We start from the raw sequence: 11,776 nt of genomic DNA on the forward strand, positions 1-11,776 counted from the left end.
GGCGGTCGGCCGCGCGGCCGACCGCACCGGCGCCGCGGCCGGCCGCGTGACCCGGTGGCCACAGCGGCTACAGTCGGCCCATGACCAAGTGGGAATACGCAACCGTGCCGCTGCTCGTCCATGCCACGAAGCAGATTCTGGACACCTGGGGCGAGGACGGCTGGGAGCTCGTCCAGGTCGTGCCCGGGCCGAACAACCCGGAGCAGCTGGTGGCCTACCTGAAGCGGGAGAAGCAGGCATGAGCGCGGTCGAGTCCCGGCTCGCCGAACTGGGGCTGACGCTGCCGGAGGTCGTGCCGCCGCTCGCCGCGTACCAGCCCGCCGTGCGGTCCGGGGCGTACGTGTACACCTCCGGCCAACTGCCGATGGTGGAGGGCAAGCTCCCCGTCACCGGCAAGGTCGGCGCGGAGGTCACCGCCGAGGAGGCCAAGGACCTGGCGCGGACGTGCGCCCTGAACGCGCTCGCCGCGGTGAAGTCCGTGACGGGCGACCTGGACCGCATCGCGCGCGTGGTGAAGGTCGTCGGCTTCGTGGCCTCGGCCCCCGACTTCACGGGGCAGCCGGGAGTCGTCAACGGCGCCAGCGAGCTGCTGGGCGAGGTGCTCGGAGACAAGGGCGTGCACGCGCGCAGCGCGGTGGGCGTGGCGGTGCTCCCGCTGGACGCGCCGGTCGAGGTCGAGGTCCAGGTGGAGCTGACGGAGGCGTAGGAGCGGCTCCCCGGGCGGGGTCTCTCGGTTCTGCTGCTGCGCCGGTGGCTCCCGGACCCTCCGCGGACGGTCCCCCGTCCCCGGGCAGATGCTGGACCCCCACCGGCGGTTTCCGGTTCCCGCGGACGGCTGCCGGCGGCTCCACGGACGGCTGCCGGCTTCTGTACCGGTGGCCGCGGATGCTCCGCCGCGGACGGCTGCCGGCTTCTGGGCCGGTGGCTGCCGTTGCTCCGCCGACCACGGCCGGCGCGACGGGCCTCCCGCCGGTGACGCGGGGGTCCCGCCCGGAGCGGGCGATCATCCCCTCTCGAACATCTGCGCACTACGGGATAGCCTCCGCCCATGGCGAATGGACAGTGGTTCCCACCGGAGTGGCCGGAACGGATCCGCGCGCTGGCGGAGGGCACGCTCACTCCGGTCGTGCCGAAACGCGCGGCCACCGTCATGCTCCTGAAGGACAGCGACGGCGCTCCGGCCGTCCACATGCTGCGCAGGCGCGCCTCCATGGCGTTCGCCGGAGGCGCGTACGCCTACCCGGGCGGCGGCGTGGACCCCCGCGACCACGACCTGCGGATCGGCTGGGCGGGCCCCACGCGCGCGTGGTGGGCGGATCGCCTCGGCGTCGACGAGACGTCCGCCCAGGCCGTCGTGTGCGCTGCCGTGCGGGAGACGTACGAGGAGGCCGGTGTCCTGCTCGCCGGCCCCACCCCGGAGTCGGTCGTCGGCGACACCACGGCCCCGGACTGGGAGGCCGACCGCGCGTCCCTGGTCGCCCGTGAACTGTCCTTCGCCGAGTTCCTCGACCGCCGCGGACTGGTGCTGCGCTCCGACCTGCTCGGCGCCTGGACCCGCTGGATCACCCCGGAGTTCGAGTCCCGCCGCTACGACACCTGGTTCTTCGTGGCCGCGCTCCCCGAGGGGCAGCGCACCCGCAACGCCTCCACGGAGGCCGACCGCACGGTGTGGACCCACCCGGCCCGGGCGGCCGCCTCGTACGACGCGGGCGAGCTGCTGATGATGCCGCCCACGATCGCGACCCTGCGCCAGCTGATCCCTTACGCGACCGCCGACGAGGCCTTGGCCGCCGCCTCCGGCCGCGACCTGACGCCCGTCCTGGCCACGGCCCGTCTGGAGGACGGTGAGATCGTGCTGGCCTGGCCCGGACACGAGGAGTTCACCAAGCACATCCGGACGGGGGGAGCACCGGCATGATCCACGTGGGAGGTGTCCGGTCGTGACGGACGCCGCAGACCTTCCCGGCCGGCCTCGCGGCGCGGTCCTGTCCGGTCCCGCCACCGAGCGCGCCGTGAACGTCCTCGCCCCCAACCCGTCGGCGATGACCCTCGACGGCACCAATACGTGGATCCTCGCCGAGCCCGGCTCCGAACTGGCCGTGGTGGTCGATCCCGGCCCGCTCGACGAGGGGCACCTGCGCAACGTGATCGACACCGCGGAGCGATCCGGCAGACGGATCGCGCTCACCCTGCTCACGCACGGCCACCCGGACCATGCCGAGGGCGCCGCCCGGTTCGCCGAGCTGACGGGCACCAAGGTGCGCGCCCTGGACCCGGCGCTCCGGCTCGGCGACGAGGGCCTGGGCCACGGGGACGTCGTCCGCGTCGGCGGTCTGGAGCTGCGTGTCGTGCCGACGCCGGGCCACACCTCGGACTCCCTGTGCTTCCACCTCCCGGCGGAGGGGGCCGTCCTGACCGGGGACACCGTCCTGGGCCGCGGTACGACGGTCGTGGCGCACCCGGACGGACGCCTGGGGGACTACCTGGACTCCCTGCGCCGCCTCAGATCGCTCACCGTCGACGACGGCGTCCACACCGTGCTGCCCGGCCACGGGCCCGTCCTGGAGGACGCCCAGGGCGCCGTGGAGTACTACCTGGCCCATCGCGCACACCGCCTCGCGCAGGTCGAGACGGCGGTCGAGAACGGCCATCGTGCACCGAGCGAGGTCGTGGCCCATGTGTACGCCGACGTCGACCGCTCGCTGTGGCCGGCGGCGGAGCTGTCGGTGCGGGCACAGCTCGACTATCTGCGCGAACACGGGCTGATCTGACTCACTGGGGGCGCGGGGCCTTGATCCCGTGCACGCGCGCGTACTCCCCGGCGAGCCAGGGGCCGAGATCGTCGACGTACGACCGCAGGACGGCCGGGTCGCCGTCGGGCTCGTACCCGAGCGCCGCCGCCGCGCGCATCTGCTCGGCCCGCTTCGGGTAGAAGGCCGCGAATGCCTCGGCCATCTCCCGCAGGTCGCTCGTCCAGCCGTTCCAGCGGGGCATGACCAGGGTGAAGCCGGTGCGGACGAGGTGCCGGGAGATGCCGCGCACGAGGGTGCGGCGGGCGTCCTCCGCGGTGGCCTCGGCCATGCGGGTGCGCCACCGCGGCAGGTGCAGCGCGAGGTCGCCGTTCGTCTCCCTGGCGAGACGGGAGTCGGGCCGGTAGCGGGGCAGGCGGGCGGCCAGGTCCTCGCCCAGCAGGGGCGTGCACAGGCAGGCGACGAACCATCCCAGGTCGTAGGTCTCCAGAGGGCTCAGCAGCCGCGCACGGCTGAACAGGAGCGTCCCCACGCCGTCGATCTGCGGGAACTCCCGGTCCAGTGCGTCCCCGAGGGCACGGGCGGCACGGTGATCCGCCTCGGTGGGCTCCGCTGCCAGCGCGACCAGCAGGTCGAGGTCACTGCGTCCCACGCGCGCGGTGCCGCGCGGAATCGACCCGTAGAGATAGGCGCCGGTCGTCTGTGCCCCGAAGACACCGGGGAGCCGCTCCCGAGCGGCGGCGACGACGGGCCGGAAGGGCTGGGTGACCAGCCCGAGGGCTCCCTCACGCCGGATGTGGCCCTGGGCGTCGAGACCTCTGCCGGGCCCGTCGCGGTGCGCTGAGGGGTGGGATGAGTCGGGCATGAGCCAAGTGTGCCGGGCCGGGGCCTCGGGACCCGCAGAGCGACGACGGGCCCCGCCTCCGCGGGGGAGGCAGGGCCCGGGAGTCGTACGGGGCCGAGCTTCAGCGGGACCGCTTGGCCAGCCGCTCCACGTCCAGCAGGATCACCGCGCGGGCCTCAAGGCGGAGCCATCCTCGCTGGGCGAAGTCCGCCAGCGCCTTGTTGACCGTCTCACGCGACGCGCCGACCAGCTGGGCCAGCTCTTCCTGGGTGAGGTCGTGCACCACGTGGATGCCCTCCTCGGACTGCACACCGAACCGTCGCGAGAGGTCCAGCAGCGCGCGGGCCACCCGGCCGGGCACGTCCGAGAAGACCAGGTCGGACATCTGGTCGTTGGTCTTGCGCAGCCGCCGCGCCACGGCGCGCAGCAGCGCCGCCGCCACCTCGGGCCTGGCGTTCAGCCACGGCTGGAGGTCACCGTGGCCCAGTCCCAGCAGCTTGACCTCGGTCAGCGCGGTCGCCGTGGCAGTCCGGGGGCCCGGGTCGAACAGCGACAGTTCGCCTATCAGCTCACCGGGGCCGAGTACGGCCAGCATGTTCTCGCGGCCGTCGGGCGAGGTGCGGTGAAGCTTGACCTTGCCCTCCATGACCACGTACAGGCGGTCCCCGGGGTCGCCCTCGTGGAACAGCGAGTCGCCGCGGGCGAGGGTCACCTCACTCATGGAGGCGCGCAGCTCCGCGGCCTGCTCGTCATCGAGCGCCGCGAAGAGCGGGGCGCGCCGCAGAACGTCGTCCACGAGTTCTCTCCTTGTCGACCTGCTCAGGGGATGTTGCTTCCCCGGTTTACCAGGGGACCGTGTTCCCCGTTTTGCCGGACGGTCCAAACAGTGTGATCTGTCACAAGGATGCCGCATTGAAGAGCCGGGGTACGCGGCAGGGGTCCGATTGGGGGCCGATCCCCCGGGTCCGCGGCGGATGTCGGCGACGGGCCTTAGGCTGGCCGGGTGTCCAAATCCCCGGTGACAGCACAGGCCAAGGGGGCTGAGCGGGTGGTTGCACGTCGTGATTCCGCCGTGGGCGAACAGGCTCGCGACGAGGGTAATAAAACGGCAAAAACGACGCAAACGGCATCCAGTGGGGCGTCGGCGAAGCGGCCTGCCGGGAAGACCACCGCCGCCAGGGAGACCGCGACAGCCGCGAAGAAGGCCGCCGCGAAGAAGGCCACCGCGAAGAAGGCGGCCGTGAAGAGGGCCACCGCGAAGAAGGCGGCCGCCTCGAAGGCCGCGTCCACCGCAGAGAAGACCGGGACCGCCGTCAAAAAGGCCACCGCGAAGAAGGCCACTGCCCAAAAGGCCGTCGGCAGGAAAGCCACCGCCGAGAAGGCCGCTCCCGTGAAGGCGATCGCCTCGAAGGCCACGATCGCCGTCCAGGACGCCGTGCCCTCGAAGACCGTCGCCCCGAAGCCGCCCAGGAACGAGTCCCGCACCGCTCTCGTCCGCCGCGCCCGCCGCATCGACCGCGAGCTCGCCGAGGTGTATCCGTACGCCCACCCCGAGCTGGATTTCGAGAACCCCTTCCAGCTGATCGTCGCCACGGTCCTGTCCGCGCAGACCACCGACCTGCGGGTGAACCAGACCACCCCGACGCTGTTCGCCAGGTACCCGACCCCCGAGGACCTCGCCGCGGCCAACCCGGAGGAGGTCGAGGGGATCCTGCGCCCGACCGGCTTCTTCCGGGCCAAGACCAAGTCGGTGATAGGGATCTCCAAGGCTCTGGTGGAGCAGTTCGGCGGCGAGGTCCCCGACCGCCTGGACGACCTCGTCAAGCTGCCCGGTGTCGGGCGCAAGACCGCCTTCGTGGTGCTGGGCAACGCCTTCGGCCGTCCCGGGATCACCGTCGACACGCACTTCCAGCGGCTCGTCCGCCGCTGGAAGTGGACCGAGGAGACCGACCCCGACAAGATCGAGGCGGCCGTCGGCGCGCTCTTCCCGAAGAGCGACTGGACGATGCTCTCGCATCATGTGATCTTCCACGGCCGCCGCATCTGCCACGCCCGCAAGCCGGCCTGCGGCGCCTGCCCGATCGCCCCGCTCTGCCCGGCGTACGGCGAGGGCGAGACCGACCCGGAGAAGGCGAAGAAGCTCCTCAAGTACGAGAAGGGCGGCTTCCCGGGCCAGCGCATCAAGCCGCCGCAGGCTTACCTGGACGCGGGTGGGATCCCGGCCCCGCCGCTGGGGGCAGGGTGACGGGCGTGTGCGCACGTGCGCTCCACCCTGGGGAGGGACGTCTCCCTTCGGGGCGCGTGGCAGGACACCCGTACGGGGGACGTGCGGAACGATCCGCGACCCCACGGGCGTTGGGACCGGCAGAACGGGGGTGGCGATGACGCACGCGAGCGACACGGATCGCATGAGCGGGACGGACGGCGGTCGGCTGCGGTTGAGCACGGAGGGCCTGCCCGGGTGGCTCGGCCCCGTCGCGCAGGTGGCGGAGACCGTCGAGCCGCTGCAGCTCAGCCGCTTCCTGCCGCCGGAGAACGGAGAGGGGCGCCAGTCGGCCGTGCTGATCCTGTTCGGTCACGGCGACCACGGCCCCGAACTGCTGCTGATGGAGCGGTCCGGCACGCTGCGCTCGCACGCCGGGCAGCCCTCGTTCCCCGGCGGGGCCCTCGACCCCGGGGACGGAGACCCGACGGCCGAAGGGCCGTTGCGGGCCGCTCTCCGCGAGGCCGAGGAGGAGACCGGGCTCGACCCCGGCGGTGTCCAGCTCTTCGGCGTGCTCCCCAGGCTCTACATCCCGGTCAGCGGCTTCGTGGTGACGCCCGTGCTCGGCTGGTGGCGCGAGCCCAGCCCGGTGGGCGTCGTCGATCCGAACGAGACGGCGCGGGTCTTCACCGTTTCCGTGGCGGATCTCACGAATCCGGCCAACAGGGCCACCACCCTCCACCCCAGTGGTCACCGGGGCCCGGCATTCCTGGTCGAATCGGCCCTCGTCTGGGGCTTCACCGCCGGTGTGATCGACCGCCTTCTCCACTACGCGGGCTGGGAGCGCCCCTGGGACCGCGACAAGCAGGTCCCGCTCGACTGGCGCGCATGACAAGGTTGCCCCCGTGCTGGGTTTTCCCGGGACGCCGTGCCGTTGCCGCTGCCCGGCGAGCCGGGGTCCCGGCCGGATGACGGCGACCGGAAAGTGACGAGGCGAGGCTTGAAGCAGTGAACGTGCTGGACATCCTGTTGCTGGTCGCCGCCGTGTGGTTCGCGATCGTCGGCTACCGCCAGGGCTTCGTCGTCGGCATCCTGTCGGTGATCGGTTTCCTGGGCGGCGGCCTCATCGCGGTCTATCTGCTCCCCTTCGTCTGGGACAGGGTGACGGGTGACCACAAGGTGAGCACGACCGTCGCCGTCGTCGCCGTGGTCGTGGTGATCGTCTGCGCCTCCGTCGGCCAGGCCCTGACCACCCACCTCGGCAACAAGCTGCGCCGCTACATCACCTGGTCCCCGGCCCGCGCCCTGGACGCCACGGGCGGCGCCCTCGTCAACGTGGTGGCGATGCTTCTGGTCGCCTGGCTGATCGGCTCCGCCCTCGCGGGGACGACGCTGCCGACGCTCGGCAAGGAGGTCCGCGGCTCCAAGGTGCTCCAGGGCGTCTCCCGCGCGCTGCCCGCACAGGCGGACACCTGGTTCGCCGACTTCTCCACGGTCCTCGCGCGGAACGGCTTCCCGCAGGTCTTCAGCCCGTTCGCGAACGAGCCCATCACCGAGGTGCGGCCCCCCGACCCGGCCCTCGCGAGGAGCGCGGTCGCCACCCGCGCGCGGCGCTCCATCGTCAAGGTCATGGGCACCGCCCAGAGTTGCGGCAAGGTCCTCGAAGGCACGGGCTTCGTCTTCGGCGACCGCCGGGTGATGACCAATGCGCACGTGGTCGGCGGGGTCGACGAACCCACCGTCCAGATAGGCGGTGAGGGCAGGAAGTACGACGCGAAGGTCGTTCTCTACGACTGGCGGCGCGACATCGCCGTGCTCGACGTGCCGGATCTGCGGGCGCCGGCACTGCACTTCACGTCCACGGACGCGACCGGCGGCAGCAGCGCGATCGTCGCGGGCTTCCCGGAGAACGGGTCGTACAACGTCCAGCCCGCGCGCGTCCGCGGACGCATCACGGCCAACGGCCCGGACATCTACCACCGTGGCACGGTCCGCCGTGATGTGTACTCGTTGTACGCGACCGTCCGCCAGGGCAACTCCGGCGGTCCGCTGCTCACCACTCAGGGCAGGGTCTACGGAGTGGTGTTCGCCAAGTCCCTCGACGACGCCAACACGGGGTACGCGCTCACGGCCGACGAGATCCAGCAGGACATCGCCAAGGGCCGTACGGCGAACCAGCAGGTGGACAGCGACAACTGCGCGCTGTGAACCCCAAGGGCGGGGCGGCCGCAGCCGGGTGAGCGGTCAGCCGCGCGGGTGACGCAGACGTACCGAGACCCAGCGGGCCCGGCGGCGCAGAATGTGCGGAATGCCCACTCGTGGATCTGTGCCCGCCGACCGCGGCGCGCCCCTCTGGTGCGAGCCCGGACCGGTGGCCGAGCGGCGGTCGCGTGCTGCGTCACTGTAGTCGTGCGTCCAGCCCATACCCCGACCTCTGCCCCTGCCCCAAGGTCGATAACCGCCTCCGGACCCCTCAATTGGCCTATGCGGCGGGCATGTGGCCGCACGGGGAACAGGCGTTCCCCTCCCCGTACACCGGGCGCTTTCGGGCGGTCACCGACGGGACTCGGAGTCCTCCGGCCGACCGGCCGGTTCATGTCGGTCCGTAGCCGGTTCGTGTCGTCCCAGCCGTTTCATGTCGTTCCAGCCGGTTCGTGTCGTCCGTGTCGGTCCCGGTGACCGCTCAGCGGTCGGGCTCGGGGTCCCTGAGCCAGTTGATCAGCTCGGAGGAGAACGCGAGAGGGTCCTCCTCGTGCGGAAAGTGCCCCAGCCCGTCGAACAGCCGCCAGCGGTACGGCGCCTCGACGTACTCGCCGGACCCGGCTGCGCTCCTCGTCCGCATCACGGGGTCCAGCGAGCCGTGCAGATGCAGCGTCGGAACCCGTACGGGCCGTTTCATCCGCCGGTTGAACTGGATGCCGTCGGGGCGGGCCAGGGAGCGCACCATCCAGCGGTAGGGCTCGATCGAGCAGTGCGCGGTCGACGGGATGCACATGGCGCGCCGGTAGGTCTCCACGGCCTCGTCGTCCGGCGTCCGGGGCCCGGACCAGTCGCGGATGAGGCGGCCGACCAGGGCCGCGTCGTCGGCGGTGAGCCGACGTTCGGGGATCCAGGGCCGCTGGAAGCCCCAGATGTAGGAATTCGCGGTCGTCTGCCTGACGTCACCGAGCATCGCCGAGCGCCAGCGCCGCGGATGCGGCATCGAGGCGACGACCAGGCGCCGTACGAGCTTGGGGCGCATGGCGGCCGCGGTCCAGGCGAGATAGCCGCCCAGGTCATGGCCGACGAGCGCGGCGTCGGGCTCGCCCAGGGACCGTACGACCCCGGTGATGTCGAGCGCGAGGTTTGCCGGGTCGTAGCCGCGGGGCGTGCGGTCACTGCCTCCGACTCCCCGCAGGTCCATCGCCACGGCCCGGAACCCGGCGTCGGCGAGCGCGACCAACTGGTGCCGCCAGGTCCACCAGAACTGCGGGAAGCCGTGCAGCAGCAGGACCAGCGGACCCTCGCCCAGTTCCGCGATGTGGAAACGGGCGCCATTGGCCGCGACATCCCGGTGCGTCACCTCTCTCCCGCCGGGCACGTCGAGCCGGACGACCGAGGTGGGTTGCGCCGAAGGAGTGGCAGGGTCCGTCATGAGGACGAGCGTGCCACAGCCTCGACCCCCGTGTCGGCCCGGCTGGGCTGACGGGGGTGCGGCTTGGCCTTCTGCAGGACCCCCGCGGTCTCCTTCACCGACGCGGCCACCTTCTGCGGGCCCTTGCTCCTCTTGGCCTTCTTCGCGAAGGCCACGCCGATGAGCGCGAGAAGTCCGGCGACCAACACGTTCGCCGCGAAGGAGAGGAGGAAGCAGACGGCCAGGTTCCAGCCGCTCCAGGTCCGAATCCCATACGCCAGTGCGAAGTTCAGCATGGGGAGGGAGAACAGCAGCATGGCTCCCGCGGCCGAGAACGCGCCACCGCTGGCCGCACCGCGCTTGACGTCCTGCTTGAGCTGGGCCTTCGCCAGCGCGATTTCGTCGTGCACCAGTGCGGACATCTCCGTCGTCGCCGAGGCGAACAGCTGGCCGATGCTGCGTTCGGCGCCGACCGGGCTGCCGTCGGGTGCGCTCATCGCGGTCTCCCTGCTCTCTGCGTACGTGCTCCGCGGATTGCTGCGGAGTTTTGTGGATGTGTCAGATCATGCCGGACGCTCCTTCTCCTCGCCTGCCCCGCCCGCCACTTCGGTAAGCGTGCCGTTCCCTCCCCGGCCGGGCCTGCCGTTTCCTTCCCGGCCGGGCGTTCGGTTCTCGTCCTCGCCGGGCGTGCCGTTCCCGGTGTCGGTGCGCGTCCCGTTCTCGGTGGACTTCAGCGCGGCGATCCTGCGGTGCTCGGCGGCCTTGCGCTCGTGGATCTCGGCCATGCGCAGGTGGTACGCGGGGTCGTCCTGCGCGTAGATGTCGGGGATGCCGTCGAGGTCCTCGTCACGCTCCTCTTCCGCGCACAGGGCGCGGTACTTGGCGTTGCGTATCTTCAGCAGCGTGGTCGCGCACGCCGCCGCGATCAGCGATCCGATGAGGACCGCGGTCTTGACCTCGTCCATGAGCACCGCGTCGCCGTCGAAGGCCAGTTCGCCGATGAGCAGTGAGACGGTGAAGCCGATGCCCGCCAGGGAGGCGACGGCGAACACGTCGGCCCAGGCGAGGCCGTCGCTGAGCGAGGCCCGGGTGAAGCGGACCGTCAGCCAGCTTCCGCCGAAGATGCCGATGGTCTTGCCGAGGACGAGGCCGAGGACGACACCGAGCGTCTCCGGCTTGGTGAACACGTCCCCAAGCGCCCCACCGGAGACCGTGACCCCCGCGCTGAGCAGGGCGAACAATGGGACGGCGAGACCGGCAGACAGGGGCCGCACGAGATGCTCGATGCGCTCGCCGGGGGAGTGGTCCTCACCCTCGTGGCGGTGGCAGCGCAGCATCAGCCCCATCGCCACACCGGCGACGGTGGCGTGGATGCCGCTGGTGTACATCAGCCCCCAGACGACCAGGGCGAGCGGGATGTAGACGTACCATCCCCGGATGTCCGCCCGCAGCAGCACCCAGAACACGGCGAGGCCCGCGACGGCGCCGCCGAGTGCCACGAAGTTCACATGGTCCGTGAAGAAGACCGCGATGATCAGGATCGCGAAGAGGTCGTCGACGACGGCGAGGGTGAGCAGGAAGGCGCGCAGGGCGGACGGCAGGGAGGTGCCGATGACCGCCAGCACGGCGAGCGCGAAGGCGATGTCGGTGGCCGTCGGGACCGCCCAGCCGGCGAGGGAGCCGCCGCCGGCGGCGCTGGTGACGGTGTAGACGACCGCGGGTGCCGCCATGCCGCACAGTGCGGCGACGACGGGGAGGACGGCCGTTCGGGGGTCGCGTAGTTCACCGGCGACCAGTTCCCGCTTCAGCTCGATACCGGCGACGAAGAAGAAGACCGCGAGAAGCCCGTCGGCCGCCCAGTGTTCGACGGACAGGTTCAGGCCCAGGGCGGCGGGCCCGAAGTGGAAGTGGCCGAGGCTCTCGTAGCTGCCGTGCAGCGCGGGTACGTTCGCCCAGACCAGCGCGACGATCGCGGCGAGGAGGAGCAGCACACCGCCGACGGTCTCGGTGCGCAGCGCGTCCGCGACGAAGTTGCGCTCGGGCAGGGAGAGACGTCCGAGGAAGGTGCGGGCGCGGGGTGCGGCCACGGTGGGGACCTCCAGGTCGGGATGACGTCATAAGGCCGTCACGAGCCCTCGGACGACCTGCCGACCAGACTTCCCGGCACACCTTGGGTCCCCACATTACCGGAGCCTTACCCGGCAGAATCGCCCGAATTGGGCAAAAGGTGCTAAAAGGGCGCCCGGCGTATTGCCGGGCGCCCCATGTCCGGGTCGGGAACCGTCAGTCCTCGTTCGGTGCCGCCGGGAGCTTCGCCTGGATCAGGTCCATCACCGTCGAGTCGGTGAGGGTGGTGACGTCTCCGA

13 protein-coding genes are annotated in these 11,776 nt (G+C 71.6%); 7 read left to right on the forward strand and 6 right to left on the reverse strand.

Annotated elements, in window-relative coordinates; translation table 11 throughout:
- Nucleotides 1–80: 80 nt before the first annotated feature.
- From ACFSL4_RS35085 to ACFSL4_RS35100, 4 genes are all read left to right on the forward strand, one after another.
- Nucleotides 81–242, forward strand: a complete 162-nt coding sequence (locus ACFSL4_RS35085; RefSeq protein ID WP_003975360.1) for a DUF4177 domain-containing protein — start codon at nucleotides 81–83, stop codon at nucleotides 240–242.
- Nucleotides 239–706, forward strand: a complete 468-nt coding sequence (locus tag ACFSL4_RS35090) for a RidA family protein (protein ID WP_381091891.1) — start codon at nucleotides 239–241, stop codon at nucleotides 704–706. Before ACFSL4_RS35085 ends, ACFSL4_RS35090 begins: the two co-directional genes overlap by 4 nt.
- 342 nt (nucleotides 707–1,048) lie before the next feature.
- On the forward strand, nucleotides 1,049–1,918 hold the full coding sequence (locus ACFSL4_RS35095) for an NUDIX hydrolase (protein WP_381091893.1): 870 nt from the start codon (nucleotides 1,049–1,051) through the stop codon (nucleotides 1,916–1,918).
- A gap of 22 nt (nucleotides 1,919–1,940) precedes the next feature.
- Nucleotides 1,941–2,771 carry an MBL fold metallo-hydrolase gene (locus ACFSL4_RS35100; RefSeq protein ID WP_381091895.1) on the forward strand — a complete coding sequence of 277 codons (831 nt, stop codon included), beginning with the start codon at nucleotides 1,941–1,943 and terminating at the stop codon, nucleotides 2,769–2,771.
- 1 nt (nucleotide 2,772) lies between these two features.
- Here the strand turns inward: ACFSL4_RS35100 and ACFSL4_RS35105 are convergent, their stop codons facing one another.
- Nucleotides 2,773–3,615, reverse strand: a complete 843-nt coding sequence (locus ACFSL4_RS35105; protein WP_381091897.1) for a nucleotidyltransferase — start codon at nucleotides 3,613–3,615, stop codon at nucleotides 2,773–2,775.
- Between the two features lie 100 nt (nucleotides 3,616–3,715).
- Entirely contained in the window at nucleotides 3,716–4,390 is a 675-nt protein-coding gene (locus ACFSL4_RS35110) for a Crp/Fnr family transcriptional regulator (RefSeq protein ID WP_103837943.1), read from the reverse strand.
- Nucleotides 4,391–4,834: 444 nt separating this feature from the next.
- On the opposite strand from ACFSL4_RS35110, the gene nth reads away from it, so the two are divergent.
- The 3 genes from nth (at nucleotide 4,835) to ACFSL4_RS35125 (ending at nucleotide 8,005) form a co-directional block, all read left to right on the forward strand.
- Entirely contained in the window at nucleotides 4,835–5,839 is a 1,005-nt protein-coding gene (gene nth / locus ACFSL4_RS35115; RefSeq protein ID WP_381091898.1) for an endonuclease III, read from the forward strand.
- A gap of 163 nt (nucleotides 5,840–6,002) precedes the next feature.
- The gene (locus ACFSL4_RS35120) at nucleotides 6,003–6,689 is read left to right on the forward strand and encodes an NUDIX hydrolase (protein WP_381091900.1); all 687 of its coding nucleotides are present in this window, start codon (nucleotides 6,003–6,005) and stop codon (nucleotides 6,687–6,689) included.
- Between the two features lie 116 nt (nucleotides 6,690–6,805).
- Nucleotides 6,806–8,005: a MarP family serine protease gene (locus tag ACFSL4_RS35125; protein ID WP_381091902.1), complete on the forward strand. Its 1,200-nt coding sequence runs from the start codon at nucleotides 6,806–6,808 to the stop codon at nucleotides 8,003–8,005.
- Between the two features lie 36 nt (nucleotides 8,006–8,041).
- Here ACFSL4_RS35125 and ACFSL4_RS35130 read toward each other — a convergent pair whose 3' ends face one another.
- From ACFSL4_RS35130 to nhaA, 4 genes are all read right to left on the reverse strand, one after another.
- On the reverse strand, nucleotides 8,042–8,221 hold the full coding sequence (locus tag ACFSL4_RS35130) for a hypothetical protein (protein ID WP_381091904.1): 180 nt from the start codon (nucleotides 8,219–8,221) through the stop codon (nucleotides 8,042–8,044).
- A gap of 259 nt (nucleotides 8,222–8,480) precedes the next feature.
- Complete coding sequence (locus ACFSL4_RS35135; RefSeq protein WP_381091906.1) at nucleotides 8,481–9,431, reverse strand: alpha/beta fold hydrolase; 951 nt, start codon at nucleotides 9,429–9,431, stop codon at nucleotides 8,481–8,483.
- Nucleotides 9,428–9,907, reverse strand: a complete 480-nt coding sequence (locus ACFSL4_RS35140) for a phage holin family protein (RefSeq protein ID WP_381091908.1) — start codon at nucleotides 9,905–9,907, stop codon at nucleotides 9,428–9,430. The genes ACFSL4_RS35135 and ACFSL4_RS35140 overlap by 4 nt, the downstream gene beginning before the upstream one ends.
- Nucleotides 9,908–9,973: 66 nt before the next feature.
- Nucleotides 9,974–11,497 (reverse strand): Na+/H+ antiporter NhaA, encoded by a 1,524-nt coding sequence (gene nhaA, locus ACFSL4_RS35145; RefSeq protein WP_381091910.1) that lies wholly within the window; start codon nucleotides 11,495–11,497, stop codon nucleotides 9,974–9,976.
- Nucleotides 11,498–11,776: the final 279 nt, after the last annotated feature.

This window comes from Streptomyces caeni (genome assembly GCF_042678285.1).
Lineage (GTDB): Bacteria > Actinomycetota > Actinomycetes > Streptomycetales > Streptomycetaceae > Streptomyces > Streptomyces caeni.

What these genes read in the sequence shown, in the direction of transcription:
- ACFSL4_RS35085 (WP_003975360.1), top strand. Translation starts at nt 81, where the DNA reads ATGACCAAGTGGGAATACGCAACCGTGCCGCTGCTCGTCCATGCCACG.
- ACFSL4_RS35090 (WP_381091891.1), top strand. Translation starts at nt 239, where the DNA reads ATGAGCGCGGTCGAGTCCCGGCTCGCCGAACTGGGGCTGACGCTGCCG.
- ACFSL4_RS35095 (WP_381091893.1), top strand. Translation starts at nt 1,049, where the DNA reads ATGGCGAATGGACAGTGGTTCCCACCGGAGTGGCCGGAACGGATCCGC.
- ACFSL4_RS35105 (WP_381091897.1), bottom strand. Translation starts at nt 3,615, where the DNA reads ATGCCCGACTCATCCCACCCCTCAGCGCACCGCGACGGGCCCGGCAGA.
- ACFSL4_RS35120 (WP_381091900.1), top strand. Translation starts at nt 6,003, where the DNA reads ATGAGCGGGACGGACGGCGGTCGGCTGCGGTTGAGCACGGAGGGCCTG.
- ACFSL4_RS35130 (WP_381091904.1), bottom strand. Translation starts at nt 8,221, where the DNA reads ATGGGCTGGACGCACGACTACAGTGACGCAGCACGCGACCGCCGCTCG.
- ACFSL4_RS35135 (WP_381091906.1), bottom strand. Translation starts at nt 9,431, where the DNA reads ATGACGGACCCTGCCACTCCTTCGGCGCAACCCACCTCGGTCGTCCGG.
- ACFSL4_RS35140 (WP_381091908.1), bottom strand. Translation starts at nt 9,907, where the DNA reads ATGAGCGCACCCGACGGCAGCCCGGTCGGCGCCGAACGCAGCATCGGC.